Origin of the sequence: Streptomyces sp. NBC_00414 (genome assembly GCF_036038375.1) — a bacterium.
GTDB lineage: Bacteria > Actinomycetota > Actinomycetes > Streptomycetales > Streptomycetaceae > Streptomyces.
On sequence record NZ_CP107935.1, the window covers coordinates 7,447,422 to 7,466,994 of the forward strand.

The 19,573-nt window shown below is 70.4% G+C and carries 16 protein-coding genes; 10 read left to right on the top strand and 6 right to left on the bottom strand.

The features are described 5' to 3' along the window. Nucleotides 1–91: 91 nt before the first annotated feature. The 4 genes from lspA to OHS59_RS32375 all read left to right on the top strand — a co-directional run bounded on the left by lspA (nucleotide 92) and on the right by OHS59_RS32375 (nucleotide 4,035). Entirely contained in the window at nucleotides 92–778 is a 687-nt protein-coding gene (gene lspA / locus OHS59_RS32360) for a signal peptidase II (RefSeq protein ID WP_328496883.1), read from the top strand. 69 nt (nucleotides 779–847) lie between these two features. After that, nucleotides 848–1,792 (top strand): RluA family pseudouridine synthase, encoded by a 945-nt coding sequence (locus OHS59_RS32365; RefSeq protein ID WP_328496884.1) that lies wholly within the window; start codon nucleotides 848–850, stop codon nucleotides 1,790–1,792. After that, nucleotides 1,789–2,271, top strand: coding sequence for a GNAT family N-acetyltransferase (locus OHS59_RS32370; RefSeq protein ID WP_328496885.1), 483 nt, complete (start codon nucleotides 1,789–1,791; stop codon nucleotides 2,269–2,271). The genes OHS59_RS32365 and OHS59_RS32370 overlap by 4 nt, the downstream gene beginning before the upstream one ends. 177 nt (nucleotides 2,272–2,448) lie before the next feature. Further along, entirely contained in the window at nucleotides 2,449–4,035 is a 1,587-nt protein-coding gene (locus OHS59_RS32375; RefSeq protein ID WP_328496886.1) for a Na+/H+ antiporter, read from the top strand. A 203-nt stretch (nucleotides 4,036–4,238) separates the two neighbouring features. Here OHS59_RS32375 and OHS59_RS32380 read toward each other — a convergent pair whose 3' ends face one another. Continuing rightward, nucleotides 4,239–5,366, bottom strand: a complete 1,128-nt coding sequence (locus tag OHS59_RS32380; RefSeq protein WP_328496887.1) for a mechanosensitive ion channel family protein — start codon at nucleotides 5,364–5,366, stop codon at nucleotides 4,239–4,241. Between the two features lie 97 nt (nucleotides 5,367–5,463). Here OHS59_RS32380 and OHS59_RS32385 point away from each other — a divergent pair, with 97 nt between their 5' ends. Next, the gene (locus tag OHS59_RS32385) at nucleotides 5,464–6,033 is read left to right on the top strand and encodes a dienelactone hydrolase family protein (RefSeq protein ID WP_328496888.1); all 570 of its coding nucleotides are present in this window, start codon (nucleotides 5,464–5,466) and stop codon (nucleotides 6,031–6,033) included. A gap of 31 nt (nucleotides 6,034–6,064) precedes the next feature. Here the strand turns inward: OHS59_RS32385 and OHS59_RS32390 are convergent, their stop codons facing one another. The 4 genes from OHS59_RS32390 to OHS59_RS32405 form a co-directional block, all read right to left on the bottom strand. Then, the gene (locus OHS59_RS32390) at nucleotides 6,065–7,723 is read right to left on the bottom strand and encodes an alkaline phosphatase D family protein (protein ID WP_328496889.1); all 1,659 of its coding nucleotides are present in this window, start codon (nucleotides 7,721–7,723) and stop codon (nucleotides 6,065–6,067) included. Nucleotides 7,724–7,819: 96 nt separating this feature from the next. Then, complete coding sequence (locus OHS59_RS32395; protein WP_328496890.1) at nucleotides 7,820–8,620, bottom strand: DsbA family protein; 801 nt, start codon at nucleotides 8,618–8,620, stop codon at nucleotides 7,820–7,822. Between the two features lie 45 nt (nucleotides 8,621–8,665). After that, entirely contained in the window at nucleotides 8,666–9,352 is a 687-nt protein-coding gene (locus tag OHS59_RS32400; protein WP_328496891.1) for a hypothetical protein, read from the bottom strand. Nucleotides 9,353–9,430: 78 nt separating this feature from the next. After that, complete coding sequence (locus OHS59_RS32405) at nucleotides 9,431–10,759, bottom strand: DUF2252 domain-containing protein (RefSeq protein WP_328496892.1); 1,329 nt, start codon at nucleotides 10,757–10,759, stop codon at nucleotides 9,431–9,433. Between the two features lie 260 nt (nucleotides 10,760–11,019). Here OHS59_RS32405 and dnaE point away from each other — a divergent pair, with 260 nt between their 5' ends. Then, nucleotides 11,020–14,565, top strand: a complete 3,546-nt coding sequence (gene dnaE, locus OHS59_RS32410) for a DNA polymerase III subunit alpha (protein WP_328496893.1) — start codon at nucleotides 11,020–11,022, stop codon at nucleotides 14,563–14,565. Nucleotides 14,566–14,715: 150 nt separating this feature from the next. Here dnaE and OHS59_RS32415 read toward each other — a convergent pair whose 3' ends face one another. Then, entirely contained in the window at nucleotides 14,716–14,895 is a 180-nt protein-coding gene (locus OHS59_RS32415) for a hypothetical protein (RefSeq protein WP_328496894.1), read from the bottom strand. A 222-nt stretch (nucleotides 14,896–15,117) separates the two neighbouring features. On the opposite strand from OHS59_RS32415, the gene OHS59_RS32420 reads away from it, so the two are divergent. The 4 genes from OHS59_RS32420 to OHS59_RS32435 all read left to right on the top strand — a co-directional run bounded on the left by OHS59_RS32420 (nucleotide 15,118) and on the right by OHS59_RS32435 (nucleotide 19,348). Then, nucleotides 15,118–16,392, top strand: coding sequence for an NYN domain-containing protein (locus OHS59_RS32420; RefSeq protein WP_328496895.1), 1,275 nt, complete (start codon nucleotides 15,118–15,120; stop codon nucleotides 16,390–16,392). Between the two features lie 323 nt (nucleotides 16,393–16,715). Then, on the top strand, nucleotides 16,716–17,747 hold the full coding sequence (locus tag OHS59_RS32425) for an ABC transporter ATP-binding protein (protein WP_328496896.1): 1,032 nt from the start codon (nucleotides 16,716–16,718) through the stop codon (nucleotides 17,745–17,747). Between the two features lie 67 nt (nucleotides 17,748–17,814). Further along, nucleotides 17,815–18,666 carry an ABC transporter permease gene (locus tag OHS59_RS32430; RefSeq protein ID WP_328496897.1) on the top strand — a complete coding sequence of 284 codons (852 nt, stop codon included), beginning with the start codon at nucleotides 17,815–17,817 and terminating at the stop codon, nucleotides 18,664–18,666. 34 nt (nucleotides 18,667–18,700) lie between these two features. Beyond that, nucleotides 18,701–19,348, top strand: coding sequence for an AAA family ATPase (locus OHS59_RS32435; protein ID WP_328496898.1), 648 nt, complete (start codon nucleotides 18,701–18,703; stop codon nucleotides 19,346–19,348). Nucleotides 19,349–19,573: the final 225 nt, after the last annotated feature.

Genomic DNA, 19,573 nt, shown 5'->3' on the forward strand with positions numbered 1-19,573 from the left:
CCGGCCGGGGTGCCTCCTGGGCGCCTGGCCGTGACGGACCGTGCCGTACCCTCGTGCTCAGTCAGGCACCTAGGTCGAGGGACTCACTCACGTGGCAGAGGCGGAGCGCATCATCGGTACGCCGGATACGCCGGGCGCGGCGGGAGCCGGTCCGGAGCAGCCCGACAGGAGCGCGGCGCCGGACGAGCGGGCGGACGCCGGGTCCGGGTCCGCCCTCGGGGAGACCTCGGACTCCGGCCCCGAGGAGGGCTCCGGTCCCGAGGAGCCCGTCGGCGAGGCCGCGGCGCCGAGGGGCAGGCGCAGGATCGCCGTGCTCTTCACCGTCGCCGCCCTGGCGTACGCGCTGGACCTGATCAGCAAGCTGATCGTGGTCGCGAAGCTGGAGCACCACGAGCCGATCGAGATCATCGGGGACTGGCTGAGGTTCGAGGCCATCCGCAACGCCGGCGCGGCCTTCGGCTTCGGCGAGGCCTTCACGATCATCTTCACGGTGATCGCGGCGGCCGTGATCGTGGTGATCGCCCGGCTCGCCCGCAAGCTCTACAGCCTGCCCTGGGCCATCGCGCTCGGCCTGCTGCTCGGCGGCGCGCTCGGCAACCTCACCGACCGGATCTTCCGGGCGCCGGGTGTCCTGGAGGGCGCGGTCGTCGACTTCATCGCACCCAAGCACTTCGCGGTCTTCAACCTCGCCGACTCCGCGATCGTCTGCGGCGGCGTCCTGATCGTGCTGCTGTCCTTCCGGGGCCTGGACCCGGACGGCACCGTCCACAAGGACTGAGCGCGCGAGGAGCCCCGGGCGCGCGGGCTGCCGTGAGCCGGTGTCTCACCCGTCCGGCATACTCGACGGGTGAGTACCGTTCCCGATATCCGTACCCTGCCCGTGCCCGACGGCCTGGAGGGCGAGCGTGTCGACGCCGCCATCTCCCGCATGTTCGGCTTCTCCCGTACGAAGGCCGCCGAGCTCGCCGCGGCGGGGAAGGTCACGGTCGACGGCTCGGTGGTCGGGAAGTCCGAGCGGGTGCACGGCGGCGCCTGGATGGAAGTCGAGATGCCACAGGCCGCCCCGCCCGTGCAGATCGTCGCCGAACCCGTCGAGGGCATGGAGATCGTGCACGACGACGACGACGTGGTCGTGATCGTCAAGCCGGTCGGTGTCGCCGCGCACCCCAGCCCCGGCTGGTCGGGCCCCACCGTGATCGGCGGCCTCGCCGCCGCCGGGTACCGGATCTCCACCTCGGGCGCCGCCGAGCGCCAGGGCATCGTGCACCGCCTCGACGTGGGCACGTCCGGCCTGATGGTGGTCGCCAAGTCGGAGTACGCGTACACGTCGCTCAAGCGTCAGTTCAAGGAGCGCACGGTGGACAAGCGCTATCACGCGCTTGTCCAGGGCCACCCCGACCCGACCAGCGGCACCATCGACGCGCCCATCGGCAGGCACCCGAACCACGACTACAAGTGGGCGGTCACCGCCGAGGGCAAGCCCTCCGTGACGCACTACGACCTGATCGAGGCGTTCCGCTCGGCCTCGCTGCTCGACATCAAGCTGGAGACCGGGCGCACGCACCAGATCCGCGTCCACATGTCGGCCCATCGGCACCCCTGCGTCGGCGACCTGACGTACGGCGCCGACCCGACCCTGTCCAAGCGGCTCGGGCTCACCCGGCAGTGGCTGCAGGCGGTACGGCTCGGATTCGAGCACCCCGGGGACGGGCAGTGGGTCGAGTTCGAGGCCGGCTACGCGGACGACCTTCAGGAGGCGCTGGACCGCGTGCGGGAGGAAAGCAACGCATGAGCCCGTCGTCGAGCCCGTCGCCCTGCGTGGTGCGGGTCGCCGAGGATCCCGCCGACCGTGAGGCCTGCTTCGCGGTGCGCAGGGAGGTCTTCGTCGTCGAGCAGCGGGTCCCCGAGGACCTTGAGTACGACGCGTACGACGACGAGGCCGTGCATGTGCTCGCCGTGCGCGAGGACGGACTGCCGCTCGGCGCGGGACGGCTGCTGCACGGCGGGGCGGCGGCCGGCCGGACCGGTGGGGAGTCCGGGGTCGGCTCCCTGGGGCGGCTCGCCGTCGTGAAGGCCGCACGGGGGCTGGGTATCGGGGTCGCGCTCGTGCGGGGCATCGAGGACGTGGCACGCGCGCGCGGGCTGGCGGCGGTGGATCTGCATGCGCAGACGCATGCGCTTCGGTTCTACGAGCGGCTGGGTTATGTGGCCTACGGGCCCGAGTTTCCCGACGCCGGGATACCGCACCGGGCGATGCGGCGCTCCCTCTAGGCGTTGGCGGGTTCTGGCGGCGCCCTTGAGGGGTGCTCCTGGTGGGGCGCCACTGACAGGGTGCCTCTGGTGGGTGGAGTCGCCGGAGTGGCGGGGCGGCTGCGTGTGGATCCGGTCTGCGGTGGCACGCTTGGGGTCTGGCCTGTTTTGACCGTCTAGATCCCTGGAGCCCTGAACGTGGACCAGTTGGCCCTGCTGTTCGTGCTGCTCCTCGCGGCCGTCGTGAGCGTTCCGCTGGGGGACCGCCTCGGGCTCCCCTCGCCGGTGCTGATGACCCTGCTCGGGATCGTGCTGGCCGTCCTCGAATTCGTACCGAACGTGGACATCCCGCCCGAGCTGATCCTGCCCGCGCTGCTTCCACCCCTGCTCTACGCCGCCGTACGGCGCACCTCCTGGCGGCAGTTCACCGCCAACAAGCGGCCCATCTTCCTGCTCGCCGTGGCCCTGGTGTTCGTCACCACCGCCGTGGTCGCCGCGGTCGCCCACACGATCGTGCCCGGGCTGCCGATCGCCGCCGCCGTGGCGCTGGGCGCGCTGGTGGCGCCGCCCGACCCGGTCGCGGCGACCGCCGTCGCGGGGCAGCTCGGGCTGCCGCGCCGCCTGGTGTCGATCCTGGAGGGCGAGGGTCTGTTCAACGACGTGACGGCCATCGTGCTCTACCACGTGGCCATCGCCGCCGCGATCAGCGGCTCCTTCTCCCTGCCGGGCGCGGCCCTCGACTTCCTGCTGTCCGCGGTCGTCGCGGTCGCCGTGGGGCTCGGGCTCGGCTGGGCCGCGAACCGGTTGATGGACTCACTCGGGGACCCGACGCTGCAGATCAGCCTGACCCTGCTCGTGCCGTACGCCTCGTACGTGCTGGCCGAGGAACTGCACGGGTCCGGCGTGCTGGCGGTGCTCACCACGGCGCTGTTCCTGGCGGAGTACGCGAACAACGCCGACGACGTCATGACGAGGCTCGCCGGGCACACCTTCTGGAACATCGTCGACACGCTGGTCACCGGGGTGGCCTTCGGGCTCATCGGACTGGAGCTGCACAACGCGATCAGGACGGCGTCGGGGCGCTGGGGGGAGATGCTCGGCTGGGCCGCCGCGATCGTGGGCGTCGTCGTGCTCGTACGGCTGGCGTGGCTGCTGCCCGCCACCTGGCTGACCAAGCGGCTGCACGCGAAACGGGACCTCGACGAGGACATCCCGACGACCTGGCGGGAGACCGTCGTCATGTGGTGGGCCGGGATGCGCGGGGTGGCCTCCGTCGCGCTGGCGCTGGCCATCCCGTTGAAGACGGACAGCGGGGAGCCGTTCCCCAACCGGGACGAGATGATCTTCATCGCGTTCGGGGTGATCATGGCGACGCTCGTGGTGCAGGGGCTGACCCTGCCGTGGCTGGTGCGGAAGCTGGGGGTGCAGGCCGACACCGACCGGGAGAAGGACTTCGAGAAGACGCTCGCCGTGCGGGCGGCCAAGGCGGCGAAGCAGCGGCTGAAGGAGCTCGGGGAGACGGAGGATCTGTCCGACGAGCTCACCGAGCAGTTGCTGCGGCGGGCGTTCGACATCGGGTACCGGATCAGTCCGGACCTGGGGGAGGACGAGCGGCGGGAGGCGCATGAGCAGCGGGCTCTTCGGATCAAGAAGGTGCGGCGGATTCAGGGGGAGATGATGTCCGCTGCGCGGCATGAGGTGTTGGCCGCGCGTAGTGAGGCGGGGGCCAATCCTGAGGTCGTCGACCGGGTGTTGCGGCACCTGGATGTGCGGAGTCTGAAGTAGGCCCTTGGCCTGGCCGGCCTTGGGGCGTTCGCGTTCGTGGGTGGGTGGGTGGGTGCGGGTTCGGTGAGGGCTTCTCGCGCCGTTCCCCGCGCCCCTGAAGGCCAAAAGATTGCGCCGTTCCCCGCGCCCCCAGGGGGCAGGGGCGCGGGGAACGGCGCGGACGGCCCCACCGGGGCCGCGCTTGAAGGCGTTTCGGGGATGGGTCAGCCGCGGCCTGTTCGCGGGGGCTCCGTCACCCGGCCTCGGGTCGTGGTGCGGGGGCGGTGCGTCTCGGTGCCGTTCGAGCCGGCGGTGCCCGGCGGAAGGATCGCGTCGGCCGTGTTGACGCGCGGCAGGGCGTACGGGTGGTGGACGGTCAGCCAGCGGAGCATCTGCTCGCGGACCGTGACCCGGACCGTCCAGACGTCGTCCGCGTCCTTCGCGGTGACCAGCGCCCGCACCTCCATCGTGCTGGGGGTGGAGTCGGTCACGGCAAGGCCGTAGTCCCGGCCGTCCCAGGCGGGGCATTCACGGAGGATGTCCCGGAGCTTGTTGCGCATCTCCTCGACGGGAGCGCTGTGGTCCAGGTGGAAGAAGACCGTCCCGGTCATCTGCACACCGCCGCGGGACCAGTTCTCGAACGGCTGCGACGTGAAGTACGACACCGGCATGGTGAACCGGCGCTCGTCCCAGGTGCGCACGGTCAGGAAGGTGAGCGTGATCTCGTCGACCGTGCCCCACTCCCCGTTCACCACCACCGTGTCCCCGAGCCGCACCATGTCGCCGAAGGCGATCTGCAGCCCGGCGAACATGTTGCTGAGCGTGGACTGCGCGGCGACACCGGCGACGATGCCGAGGATGCCGGCCGAGGCGAGCAGGGAGGCGCCGGCCGCGCGCATCGCCGGGAACGTCAGCAGCATGGCGGCGACCGCCACCACACCGACGATCGCGGAGACCACGCGCTGGATCAGCGTCACCTGCGTACGGACGCGGCGGACCCTGGCCGGGTCGCGGTGGGCATGGGCGTAGCGGGAGTACGAGGACTCCACGATCGCCGTGGCGATCCGCACCATGAGCCAGGCGGCGGACCCGATGAGGACCAGGTTCAGGGTCTGGCCGATCCCCGCGGAGTGGTCGGCGCCGATCTCCGCCTGGTCGTAGGACCCTCTCAGCAGTGCGACGCACATCACGAACTGCAGCGGAAGACGGCAGCGGCGCAGCAGGCCCCACAGCTTGACCTGGGGGTGGCGTTGATCGGCGCGTCGCAGCAGCAGGTCGGCGATCCAGCCGACCAGCAGCGTCAGTACGACAGAGCCACCGATCACGATCAGCGGGCGAAGCACGTTCTCCATGCCTTCGACCGTAACCGGCTCATGGGGGTCACTAACCTGTGGGCCCGGTCATATCCGAGGTGACGGAGTTGTCAGTGGTGGCTGGCACCATGGCTTCATGAACATCATGCTCTTCCATTCGACCTACGGTCTGCGGCCCGCGGTGCGGGACGCCGCCGACCGTCTGCGTGCGGCCGGACACGAGGTGTGGACGCCCGATCTCTTCGAGGGGCGCACCTTCGGGACCGTGGAGGAGGGCATGGCCTTCAAGGACGAGCTGGGCAAGGACGAGCTGCTCAAGCGCGCCATCCTGGCCGCGGCGCCCTACTCGGAGCGGGGGCTCGTGTATGCCGGGTTCTCGCTGGGCGCGGCGACCGCGCAGACCCTGGCGCTCGGTGACGACAAGGCCCGCGGGCTGCTGCTCCTGCACGGCACGTCCGACATCGCGGAGACCGCCTCGGTGGACGAGCTGCCGGTGCAGCTGCATGTCGCCGAGCCGGACGCCTTCGAGCCCGACGACTGGCTGACCGCCTGGTATCTGCAGATGGGCAAGGCGGGGGCCGACGTGGAGGTCTACAGATACGCGGGCGCCGGACACATCTACACGGACCCCGGCCTCCCGGACTACGACGAGGAGGCCGCCGAGGCCACCTGGCGGGTGGCTATCGGCTTCCTCGAAACCCTGTAGACGACGGACGGCAGCCCTTCGTGCAGAGGGCTCAGACCGGGTCGTACGTCCGCTCGACCTTCTGCGTGCCGCTGCGCGTGCGGTACGAACGTGCCCAGGACGCCGTCGCGTTCGTGGTCGTACGGTCGGAGAGGACGTAGTAGTCCATCTGCGCCCGCTCGGCGGTGAGGTCCAGGACGCCGTAGCCGTGGCGGTCGGTGTCGACCCAGTGGACGTGCCGGTTGGCGGCCCGGATCACCGGTGAGGCCAGGGCGGAGACCGTGCCCTCGGGGACCTTGACGATGTCGTCGAGGTTGTCCGAGGTCACCGAGGTGACGACGAACTCGGTGGCGGCGGAGGCCGACAGCGGATACGTACCGGCGTTGTACGGCACGTCGTTGGCCCAGGCCATGTGGATGTCGCCGGTGAGGAAGACCGTGTTGCGGATCGCGTTGTCCCGCAGGTGCGCGAGGAGTTCGCGGCGGTCGTCGGTGTACCCGTCCCACTGGTCGGTGTTGAGGGCGAGGCCCTCCGCGGGCAGGCCGAGCAGTTCGGCGAGGGGTTTCAGGAGTTCGGCGGAGAGCGAGCCGATGGCGAACGGGGCGATCATCACGGAGTTGCCGACCAGCCGCCAGCTGGTGTCGGAGGCTCGCAGGCCCGCCTTCAGCCAGTCGAGCTGGGCCCGCCCGGTGAGCGTACGGTCCGGGTCGTCCACCGAGCCGTTGCCCACCGACACCTGCTGCGAGCGGTACGAGCGCAGGTCGAGCAGCGAGAGGTCGGCGAGCTTGCCGAAGCGCAGCCGCCGGTAGGTGGTGCCCTCGATCGCGGGCCGGACCGGCATCCACTCGAAGTAGGCCTGCTTGGCGGCCGACCGGCGGGCGGACCAGGCGCCCTCGGCGCCCTCGGTGTGGTTCCCCGCGCCGCCCGACCAGGTGTCGTCGGCGAACTCGTGGTCGTCCCAGATCGCGATGACCGGGGCCGCCACATGCAGGGCCTGGAGGTCGGGGTCCGTCTTGTAACGGCCGTGCCGGATGCGGTAGTCGGCGAGGGTGACGATCTCGTGCGCCGGGGCGTGCGGGCGCACGACGGTGTCCCGCGTCCCGTACTCGCCGGTGCCGTACTCGTAGATGTAGTCGCCCAGGTGCAGCCAGGCGTCCAGGTCGCCGCGCGCGGCGAGGTGCCGGTACGCGGAGAAGTAGCCGGCCTCCCAGTTGGCGCAGGACACCACGCCGAAGCGCATCCCGGCGACGGACGCGTCGTGGGCCGGGGCGGTACGGGTGCGGGCGGCCGGTGAGTCGGTGCCGCCGCCGGAGAAGCGGAACCAGTAGTCGGTGGCGGGCTTCAGACCGCGGATGTCCGCCTTGACGGTGTGGTCGGAGGCGGCGGTCGCGGTGGTGGAGCCCTTCGCGACGATCGTCGTGAACGCCTTGTCCGTGGCCACCGTCCAGCCGACCTCGACGTCCGGGCCGAGCCCGGAGCCGGGGGTCGCCTCTGCCGTCGGCGTCACCCGGGTCCACAGGAGGACGCCGTCCGGCAGCGGGTCGCCCGAGGCGACGCCGTGCAGGAACGCCGGGGCCTCGGCGGCGCGGGCCGGCAGCGCCGCGGCGAGCGGGGCCCCGAGCACGGCGGTGGCCGCGGCCGCCTTGACCACCGTACGGCGGCTCGGGGCGGGGGAGTCGGGGCTGGAGTGGGATTTGATGCGACTGGTCACGGCCGGTCACATTACTGATGGGTAGGGCTTTCTGTAAGGCGGAAGACGTGAAGGGCGGGCGAACGTGGGGAAGTTCGCCCGCCCTTCAGAACCGCGCTACTTGGTGACGCCCGCGTCCTTGAGCGCCTTCTGCCAGTCGGCGACCGTGCTCGGGTTCGAGATCACCTTGTCGTTGATCTTGATGGTCGGCGTCGAGTCGACACCCTTGGCGTCGTCGAACGTCTTGCTCATCTTCATCGCCCAGGCGTCGTACGTGCCCTTCTTGACGGCGTCCTGGAACTTCTTGTTGTTCTTCAGCGCGTCCACCGAGTTCGCCACCTTGATCAGGTAGCTGTCCTTGGCGAGGTCGTCGGTTGTCTCCTCCGGGTGGTACTTCGTGGAGTACAGCGCGGTCTTGTACTCCAGGAAGGCCTCGGGGCTGACGTTCAGGGCGGCGCCGAGCGCGCTCACCCCGTTCTTCGAGCCCTCGCCGCCGAGGTTGCCGTCGAGGAACGTGCCGAGGGTGAAGGAGAGCTTGTAGTCGCCGTCCGTCATGCCCTTGTTGACGGTCTCGCCGATCGTCTGCTCGAAGGAGGCGCAGGCCGGGCAGCGCGGGTCCTCGTAGAGGTGGACCGTGTTGTCGGTCTTGGACTCGCCGATGACGACGGTCGAGCCGTTCTTGCCGCTCGTGTTGGCGGGGGCGACGACCTTCGCGTCGGCGGCCTCGTCCCACTTCGAGGGCTCGTTGTTCTGCACGACGGCGTAGCCGATGCCGCCGGCTATCGCGAGGACCGCGACGATGGAACCGGCGACGATGATCTGCCGCTTGGCCTTGTCGCGCTTGGCCTGGCGCTCGCGCTCGATACGCAGCCGCTCACGGGCCGCCGACTTCGAGGCCTGACTGTTCCGCTTGCTCATGATCGTTTCTCCGTGGGTGTGACAGGTGTACGGGGACGGGTGTGCTCAGGCGAAGACGGCCGAGCACGGCGGTCCACGCCGTCCCATCGAGTGCACGAAGAGCCGCGTACGCGTGGCGGCGACCCGGTGCGTGGGCCGCGGCAGCCGGCGCACCGGAGTGAGATGCACGGTCACCGCGGCGACCGCGACCAGCAGCGGACGGAAGGTGGCGGCCGCCATGGCGTCCAGGAGCTGCGCCAAGGCCCGCTCGCCGCGGCGCAGCCAGGCGGCTGCGAGGAGGCCGACGCCGATGTGCGCGCCGAGCAGCAGCCAGGCGGCGCCCGGGTCGGCCTGCGCGAGGAGGGCCGCGGCCGGTGTGGTCTCGCCGCCCGTCACCCGGGCCAGCGGGGTGCCGACCTCGCCGCCACCGCAGAGCATGTCGAGGCCGACGGAGCGCAGCGGGCCGGCGACCGGGCCGCCCGCCTTGCCGTAACAGGCGTGCTGACCCGCGGTGAACAGCGTGTCGGCGGCCAGTTCCAGCGGGATCAGCAGGGCGGCGATCCGCCCGAAGCCGCGCTCGCGGCCCGCCAGCGCGTACGCGACGACGAAGACGGCACCGGCGAGCGCGGCCACGGTGGCCAGCGGCAGGGGGACCCGGGACAGCAGCACGTGCGACGCGGTGCTGAGCGTCACGACCAGTGCCGTGAACAGCGCCGCGCGCACGGCTCTGAGCTGGGTCCCGGATATGTCCATAGCGGTGAAGAGTCTGTCACGTACTCCTGTAGGGGACCCCTAAAGGGTTCCTGTGCGTGTGCGGATGACCGCGAATGGCTACAGACCCGGAATCCGACCGTTACGGAACAGGTCCACGAAGATCTGGTGGTCCTCGCGCGCGCGGGCACCGTACTCGTGCGCGAAGTCCACGAGGAGGTCGCCGAAGTTCTCCTCGTCGCCCGCGATCGCCGCGTCGATGGCGCGCTCGGTGGAGAACGGCACCAGCTCCGAGTGGCCGCTCTCGTCGTCCGCGGCGGCGTGCATGGTGGCGGTGGAGCGGCCGAGGTCGGCGACGACCGCCGCGATCTCCTCCGGGTCGTCGATGTCGCCCCAGTCGAGGTCCACCGCGTAGGGCGAGACCTCGGCGACCAGCTGGCCCGCGCCGTCCAGCTCGGTCCAGCCCAGCCACGGGTCGGCGTGCGCCTGCAGCGCGCGCTGGGAGATCACCGTGCGGTGGCCCTCGTGCTGGAAGTAGTCACGGATCGAGGAGTCCGTGATGTGCCGGGAGACGGCCGGGGTCTGGGCCTGCTTGATGTAGATCACCACATCGTTCTCCAGGGCGTCGGTGGCACCCTCCAGAAGGATGTTGTACGAGGGCAGCCCGGCCGAGCCGATGCCGATGCCGCGGCGGCCCACGACGTCCTTCACCCGGTACGAGTCCGGGCGGTCCAGGGACGACTCGGGCAGCGTCTCCAGATAGCCGTCGAAGGCGGCGAGGACCTTGTAGCGGGTGGCCGCGTCCAGCTCGATGGAGCCGCCGCCCGGCGCGAAGCGGCGCTCGAAGTCGCGGATCTCGGTCATCGAGTCGAGCAGCCCGAAGCGGGTCAGCGAGCGCGCGTCCCGCAGGGCGTCCAGGAGCGGGCCCTGCGCGGTGTCCAGCGTGAAGGGCGGCACCTCGTCGCTCTTGGCGCCCGTCGCGAGGGCGTGGATGCGCTCCCGGTAGGCCGCCGCGTACGTCCGCACCAGGGAGGTGATCTGCTCGTCGCTCAGCGCCTTCGCGTAGCCGATCAGGGCCACGGAGGCCGCGAGACGCTTGAGGTCCCAGGTGAACGGGCCGACGTACGCCTCGTCGAAGTCGTTCACGTTGAAGATCAGACGGCCCTGGGCGTCCATGTACGTGCCGAAGTTCTCCGCGTGCAGGTCGCCGTGGATCCACACCCGCGAGGTGCGCTCGTCCAGGTACGGACCGCCCCGCTTCTCCTGCTCCAGGTCGCGGTAGAACAGCCCTGCCGTCCCGCGGTAGAACGCGAACGCCGAGGCCGCCATCTTCCGGAACTTCACGCGGAACGCGGCCGGATCGGCGGCCAGCAGATCGCCGAAGGCGGTATTGAAGACGGCGAGGATCTCTTCGCCGCGCTGCTCGGCGCTGAGCTGCGGAACCGACATCGCTGGGTGCCTCCTGGTGCGGGTGGTGCGTGACGAGTGGGACGGAATGTGCGGTCCGCCGGAGCGGTTGTCTCCGTCATCATCCAACGGACGGGGGGTCACGGGAGTGCCCGTTCACCGTCCGATGAAGGTACGCACGAAGGTACGGGGGAGAGCGCTCGGAGTGTCAGTGCTCAGGCATAGACTTCGTCGCTGTCCCCCAGACTGTTCGCAGCCGGTAGGGATCTCGTCGACGCCAGTTCTTCTTGGAGGCCGAAGCCGTGTCAAAGCCGCCGTTCACGCACCTGCACGTTCATACCCAGTACTCGCTGCTGGACGGTGCCGCGCGGCTGAAGGACATGTTCGACGCGTGCAACGAGATGGGCATGTCGCACATCGCGATGTCCGACCACGGCAACCTCCACGGGGCGTACGACTTCTTCCACTCGGCCAAGAAGGCGGGCGTCACCCCGATCATCGGGATCGAGGCGTACGTCGCCCCCGAGTCGCGGCGCAACAAGCGGAAGATCAAGTGGGGCCAGCCGCACCAGAAGCGCGACGACGTGTCCGGTTCCGGTGGTTACACCCACAAGACGATCTGGGCGGCGAACCGGACGGGCCTGCACAACCTGTTCAAGCTCTCCTCGGACGCGTACGCGGAGGGCTGGCTCCAGAAGTGGCCCCGTATGGACAAGGAGACCATCTCCCAGTGGTCCGAGGGCCTGATCGCCTCCACCGGCTGCCCCTCCGGTGAACTGCAGACCCGTCTGCGTCTGGGCCAGTTCGACGAGGCGGTGAAGGCCGCCTCGGAGTACCAGGACATCTTCGGCAAGGACCGGTACTTCCTGGAGCTGATGGACCACGGCATCGAGATCGAGAGCCGGGTCCGCGACGACCTGCTGAGGGTCGGCAAGAAGCTGGGCATCCCGCCGCTGGTGACGAACGACTCGCACTACACGTACGCGCACGAGGCGACGGCGCACGACGCGCTGCTGTGCATCCAGACCGGCAAGAACCTCTCCGACCCGGACCGCTTCCGCTTCGACGGCACCGGTTACTACCTGAAGTCGACGGACGAGATGTACGCCGTCGACTCCTCGGACGCCTGGCAGGAAGGGTGCGCCAACACCCTCCTGGTGGCCGAGCAGATCGACACGACCGGCATGTTCGAGGCGAAGAACCTCATGCCGAAGTTCGACATCCCCGAGGGCTTCACCGAGGTCACCTGGTTCCAGGAGGAGGTGCGCCGCGGCATGGAGCGCCGCTTCCCCGCCGGCGTCCCCGACGACCGCCAGAAGCAGGCCGAGTACGAGATGGACGTCATCATCCAGATGGGGTTCCCGGGGTACTTCCTCGTCGTCGCCGACTTCATCATGTGGGCCAAGAAGCAGGGCATCGCGGTCGGCCCCGGCCGAGGCTCCGCGGCCGGCTCGATCGTGTCGTACGCCATGGGCATCACCGACCTCGACCCGATCCCGCACGGACTGATCTTCGAGCGGTTCCTGAACCCCGAGCGCGTCTCCATGCCCGACGTCGACATCGACTTCGACGAGCGTCGGCGCGTCGAGGTGATCAGGTACGTGACGGAGAAGTACGGCGCCGACAAGGTCGCCATGATCGGCACGTACGGCAAGATCAAGGCGAAGAACGCCATCAAGGACTCCGCGCGCGTGCTGGGCTACCCGTACGCGATGGGCGACCGGCTCACCAAGGCGATGCCCGCCGACGTCCTCGGCAAGGGCATCGACCTGAACGGCATCACCGATCCCAAGCACCCGCGCTACGGCGAGGCCGGCGAGATCCGCGGGATGTACGAGAACGAGCCGGACGTCAAGAAGGTCATCGACACCGCCAAGGGCGTCGAGGGCCTGGTCCGGCAGATGGGTGTGCACGCGGCCGGCGTGATCATGTCCAGCGAGCCCATCGTCGACCACGCCCCGGTCTGGGTGCGGCACACCGACAACGTGACGATCACCCAGTGGGACTACCCGCAGTGCGAGTCGCTCGGCCTGCTCAAGATGGACTTCCTGGGCCTGCGCAACCTCACGATCATGGACGACGCCATCAAGATGGTGAAGGCCAACAAGGGCATCGACCTGGAGATGCTCTCCCTCCCGCTGGACGACCCCAAGACCTTCGAACTGCTCTGCCGCGGTGACACCCTCGGCGTCTTCCAGTTCGACGGCGGCCCGATGCGCTCGCTGCTCCGCCAGATGCAGCCCGACAACTTCGAGGACATCTCCGCCGTCTCGGCCCTCTACCGGCCGGGCCCGATGGGCATGAACTCGCACATCAACTACGCGGAGCGCAAGAACAAGCGCCAGGAGATCACGCCGATCCACAAGGAGCTGGAGGAGCCGCTCGAAGAGGTCCTGGCGGTCACCTACGGCCTGATCGTCTACCAGGAGCAGGTCCAGAAGGCCGCCCAGATCATCGCCGGCTACTCGCTCGGCGAGGCCGACATCCTGCGCCGCGTGATGGGCAAGAAGAAGCCCGACGAGCTGGCGAAGAACTTCGTCCTCTTCCAGGAGGGCGCCCAGAAGAACGGCTACAGCGCCGAGGCGATCCAGGCCCTGTGGGACGTGCTGGTCCCGTTCGCCGGATACGCGTTCAACAAAGCGCACTCGGCCGCGTACGGACTGGTGTCGTACTGGACCGGCTATCTGAAGGCGAACTACCCGGCCGAGTACATGGCCGCGCTGCTCACCTCGGTCAAGGACGACAAGGACAAGTCGGCGGTCTACCTCAACGAGTGCCGCCGCATGAAGATCAAGGTCCTGCCGCCGAACGTCAACGAGTCCGAGCAGAACTTCGCCGCGCAGGGCGACGACGTGATCCTCTTCGGCCTCTCCGCGGTGCGCAACGTCGGTACGAACGTCGTCGAGTCGATCATCCGCAGCCGCAAGGCCAAGGGGAAGTACAACTCGTTCCCCGACTACCTCGACAAGGTCGAGGCCGCCGCCTGCAACAAGCGCACCACGGAATCACTCATCAAGGCCGGCGCCTTCGACACGATGGGGCACACCCGCAAGGGCCTCACCGCGCACTTCGAGCCGATGATCGACAACGTGGTCGCGGTCAAGCGCAAGGAGGCCGAGGGCCAGTTCGACCTCTTCGGCGGCATGGGCGACGCGGACAACACCGAGCCCGGCTTCGGACTCGACGTGGAGTTCACCACCGACGAGTGGGACAAGGCCTATCTGCTCGCCCAGGAGCGGGAGATGCTCGGCCTGTACGTCTCCGACCACCCGCTCTTCGGTCTGGAGCACGTGCTGTCCGACAAGGCCGACGCGGGCATCGCCCAGCTCACCGGCGGTGAGCACGGGGACGGCGCGGTCGTCACCATCGGCGGCATCATCTCCGGCCTCCAGCGCAAGATGACCAAGCAGGGCAACGCCTGGGCCATCGCCACCGTGGAGGACCTCGCCGGCTCCATCGAGTGCATGTTCTTCCCCGCGACCTACCAGCTGGTGTCGACCCAACTCGTCGAGGACGCGGTGGTGTTCGTCAAGGGCCGCCTCGACAAGCGTGAGGACGTACCGCGCCTGGTCGCGATGGAGCTCCAGGTCCCGGACCTCTCCAACGCGGGCACCAACGCGCCCGTGATCCTCACCATCCCGGCCCTGAAGATCACCCCGCCCATGGTCAGCAGGCTCGGCGAGATCCTCAGCCACCACCGGGGCGAGAGCGAGGTGCGGATCCGGCTCCAGGGACCGAGCAAGACCACGGTCCTGCGGCTCGACCGGCACCGGGTGAAGGCGGATCCCGCGCTCTTCGGCGACCTGAAGGTGCTGCTGGGCCCGGCCTGCCTGGCGACCACCGGCTGACGGCTTCCCGGACCTCCGGACCTCCGGTTCTCCGGACCCGTGGTTCTCCGGGCTTCCGGACCCACGGCTTCGGAACGGCGCGAGGGGCGCACCCGTGCACGGGTGCGCCCCTCGGCGTGTGCCAGAGCCTCAACGGCTCGTGCGCCGGACCTAGTTGTGGCCGAAACGCTTCTGGTGCTTGCGGGCGACGTCGGCCGGGCTGCCCTGGATCTGCGACACAGGCGACTGCCGCTCCTGTGCCGAGGACCGCTCGGACTGCTCCTGCGTACGCTCCGGCTGCGACGAACGGTCCTGTTCGCCGCCCTGCTTGCGGTTCTTGTTCTTGGCCATGGTGCTGCCTCCTACGGGGGTTTTAGGTGCCAGGGCCGGGACCAGACTCACATAGCCGGAGGAGTCGCGCATTTCGGAGAATTACCGTGCGTAATAAGGCCTGTAGGCGCGTGATCCCCCGATCCGCCACGCCGAAGATCGAGTTCCGGCCGTTAACCTCCGCGTGGTCGGGCAGACTCGAAGGAAGCCCGAAGCAAACCTCCCGGAAAGAGGGTGGATCGCGTGGACCGCTGCATTGTCCTGGTGGACGCCGGTTATCTGCTCGGGGCCGCTGCCAGTCTTCTTGCCGGGGAACCCTCACGATCCCGGATCACCGTCGACCACGCCGCCCTCATCCAGGGGCTGCGCGAGCGTGCCGAGTCCGAGACGGACCGGCCCCTGCTGCGCATCTACTGGTTCGACGGCGCCCCCGACCGCGTACCGCAGCCGGAGCACCGCAGGCTGCGCGTGATGCCCCGGGTCACGGTGCGCCTGGGCGCGCTGACCCGCAGCGACGGGCGGTGGGCGCAGAAGGGCGTGGACGCCGCCATGCACGCCGAGCTGACCGAACTGGCGCGCAACCGTGCCTGCTCCGACGTCGTGCTCGTCACCGGCGACGGGGATCTGCTGCCCGGAATGATGGCCGCCAAGGAACACGGGGTCGCCGTGCACCTGTGGGCCGTGCAGGCCGCGGACGGCGACTACAACCAGTCCGAGGACCTTGTCGCCGAGGCCGACGAGCGGCGCGTGCTGGACCGGATCTGGATCACCAAGGCCGTACGGTCCAAGGATCTGGGCGGGGTCTGCGCGCCGCCGCCCGTGCCGCGGCCCGAGATCGCCGCGATCCTCTCCGCGCCGCTGCCCGAGTCCGCCCTGGGCGCGGGGCTCGGCTCCGCGCCGGCTTCCGCCCTGGGCACCGCCGATGAGCGGACCGCGGCGGAGGCCGAGCACACGCAGGCCGCGCCGGGCGAGAACGGCACGGAGGCGCGGGTGCCGACCGCGAAGGGTGTACCCACGCCGAAGGACCTGGCCGCGCTGCGGGCCCCCGGGGCGCCGGGTGCGTCCGGTGGGCAGACGGCGGCGCAGCATCCCGCGAACGCGACGCTGCGGTGGTCGTCCGACAAGGGGTGGGTGGACCGGCCCGGCACCGCCGCCGAGAACGCGGAGGCCGCGCTGCTGCCGACGCTCGCGCAGCTCACCTCGGCCGAGCAGCGGTGGGCGGACCGTGAGGAGGACATCACCACGGTGGGCGGTGATCCGTTCGAGGTCGGGCAGGTGTTCGCTCGGCGGTGGATGGAGCGGTTGGCCGACCAGTCGCAGCTGCCGAAGCTGTCCACGATGTATCCGCGGGTGCCGCATCGGATCGACGGGGAGCTGTTGCGGTACGCGGCTCGGTTCGGGCTGCTCGCGCACAAGGACGATCAGATCGATGAGCATGATCGGTATGCGATTCGGGCCGGGTTCTGGCGGGAGGTCGAGGCGCGGACCTCTGCGGAGCATGCTCCCGCAGGGGAGTAGGTGGGTTGGTCTTTTGCCCAAGGGCTGGTGGGGTGCGGGTGGGAGTGGTTCGGCGCCGGGCGGGGGGTTGAGTGTCGGCTGCGGGCCCGGTGGGGGCTTGTTGCGCCGTTCCCCGCGCCCCTAAAGGCGAAAGGCAACAGACTGCGCCGTTCCCCGCGCCCCTGGAGGCGAAAGGCAACAGACTGCGCCGTTCCCCGCGCCCCTGGAGGCGAAGACCGCGCCGTTCCCCGCGCCCCTGGAGGCGTTGTCGGGTGGCCGTTCCTGGCAGGGTATGTCCGACCCGGGCGTTGTTCGGGGCGTGGGACCCCGTACTCTCGGTTCTCGTGAGTACGCGCACCGCACAGGCAGTCCGGGACGGGCACGGCGGGGGAGTCGTGTGCGCCGTGCGGGATCTTACGAAGACCTATCCGGCGGTGCGCGGGCGGCGCGGGGTGCCCGGCACACCCGAGGTGCGGGCCACCGACGGGGTGCGGATCGACATCAGGCAGGGCGAGATCTTCGGGCTGCTCGGGCCGAACGGCGCAGGCAAGACCACCCTCGTACGCCAGCTGACCGGGCTGATGCGCCCCGACCGCGGCAGCGTCGAGATCCTCGGCCACGACATCGTGCGCCACCCCGAGCGGGCCGCGCGGATCCTCGCGTACCTCGGGCAGGAGTCCACCGCGCTCGACGAGCTGACCGTGTCGCTCGCCGCGGAGACCACCGGGCGGCTGCGCGGGCTCGACGTGCGCACCGCGCGGGCCGAGCGGGACGCGGTCCTGGAGGAGCTGGGGCTGACGGCGCTCGCCTCGCGGCCCCTCAAGAAGCTTTCCGGCGGACAGCGGCGTCTCGCCTGCTTCGCCACCACCCTCGTCGGCGCGCGCCCCTTCCTCGTCCTCGACGAGCCGACCACCGGCATGGACCCCGTCGCCCGCCGCGCCGTCTGGGCCGCCGTCGACCGGCGCCGGGCCGAGAACGCCACCACCGTCCTGCTCGTCACCCACAACGTCATCGAGGCCGAGACCGTCCTCGACCGGGTCGCCGTGCTCGACCGGGGCCGTGTCATCGCCTGCGACACCCCGTCCGGGCTGAAGGAGCAGGTCGCCGGCGAGGTGCGCCTCGAACTGGTCTGGCGCGAGCGTGCCCCGCTCGACGTGCCCGAGGTCGCCGCCCTGCGCGACCGCGCCGTAGAGTCGGGCCGTCGCTGGTCGCTGCGGCTCTCTCCCGAGGAGGCCCGAGCGGCCGTCGCGGCGGTCACCGGCGGCGCCGCCTTCGCCGCCCTGGACGACTTCACGCTCGCCACGCCGAGCCTGGAGGACGTGTACCTGGCTCTGGGCGGCAGCGCCGGAAGCGTACGGGGGTTGGTCAAGGCATGAGCGTGCGGGCCTCCGCAGCCGTACGGAACAGGTACACCGAAGCCGAAGCGAACAGGAGCCGCTCGACGTGAGTGTCGTACCCGCCGAGGTCCTGCCCGGCGCAGCCCGCGTGGACGGGAGCCGGTCCGGACATGGCACGGACACCGAGGACGGTGTCCGTGCGGTGGCCGGGCTCGGGCCGCGCGCGCGGCTCTGGCCGGCGCTGGCCGCCGTCTACCGGGCGCAGCTCTCCCGGGCCAGGGTGGCGCGGATCCCCCTGCTGTTCGTGGCGACCTTCCAGTCCATCGGGATCATGGTCCTGATGCGCGGGGTCGTGGACGGCGGCGGTGAGGCGCAGGCCGTGGTCGCCGGTTCGTCGGTCCTCGTGGTCGCGTTCGTCGCGCTCAACCTGCTCGCCCAGTACTTCGGCCAGCTGCGCGCCAGCGGCGGCCTCGACCACTACGCGACGCTGCCCGTGCCGCCCGCCGCCGTCGTGCTCGGCGCGGCCGCCGCGTACGCCTCCTTCACCGTGCCCGGGACGCTCGTGACCGCCGTCGTGGGCAGCGTCCTCTTCCAGCTGCCGCTGACGCACCTGTGGATCCTCGCCGCCGTCATCCCGCTCGCGGGCGCGGCGCTCGCCGGGCTCGGAGCGGCGCTCGGACTGCTCGCCCCGCGCCCCGAACTGGCCACGCTGCTCGGTCAGCTGGGCATGTCCGCCGCGCTGCTGCTCGGCGTGCTGCCGCCGGACCGGCTGCCGACCTTCATGCAGTGGGCGCGTGATCTGATGCCCTCCACCTACGGGGTCGAGGCGCTCAGGCTGACCTTCGGGCCGGACCCGGACTGGGGCCTGGTCCTGCTCGACCTGGCCGTGTGCGCGGGTGTCGGCGTCGCCTCGCTGGCCGTCGCGACCTGGGCCTACCGCCGGGCGGCCGTCCGGTGACGCGCCCGACAGGCGGGCCTGGCACGATGTCGGTGTGACCGCACCGCTGAACCCGCCTCCGCCGCCGAACCACCAGCCGCCGCACGACGCCTGGCAGGCGCCGCCCGCCGGGTACGGGCTCGGTCATCCCGGTTTCGAGGAGGACGGTCCCGGAATGAAGACAGAGCTGCGCGAGGCCGCGGTCGTCACGGTCGCGATGGCGGTCGCCGGCCTGCTGCTCGGTGTCCTGTGGTGGTGGCTCGCGCCGCACGTGCCGCTCATCTCGGACGACACCACCGTGTACCTCAAGGACACGGAGGGGGAGCAGGCCATCGGTGTGGACGGCACATTCACCCTGCTGGCACTCGCCCTCGGCCTGGTCAGCGCGCTGGCGGTGTTCCTTCTGCGGCGCCGGGGCGGTATCGCGCTCGTCGTCGCCCTCACCGTCGGCGGCATCCTCGGCTCCCTGGTCGCCTGGCGCCTCGGTGTCTGGCTCGGCCCCACGCAGGACGTGGTCGCGCACGCCAAGGAGGTCGGCAAGGGCGTCGCCTTCGACGCCCCGCTTGAACTCGGCGCCAAGGGCGCCCTGCTCGCCTGGTCCGTCTCGGCCCTGCTGATCCACCTGGGCCTGACGGCCCTCTTCGCCCCCAGGGACCCGGACCCCTTCGACTCCCCGTACTACCCCCAGACCCCGCAGCCCTGACGGAGCCCGCCCTTGGGTGGGGCAGCCCCGCAGGGGCGCGGGGAACCGCGCGCCCAGCCTTGACGCACCCGCAGACGAATCACGGGCCAAGGGGGCGCTCACAGCCGAGCGGAGCGCCTACGCGGGCCGACGCCCATGATTCGCCCGCCCCTTGCGTACCCGCCACTTCCGCTTGCGCGTCTTCTTGGACATGTCCTCGGTACTTAACCGAGAACCGGGCCCCCG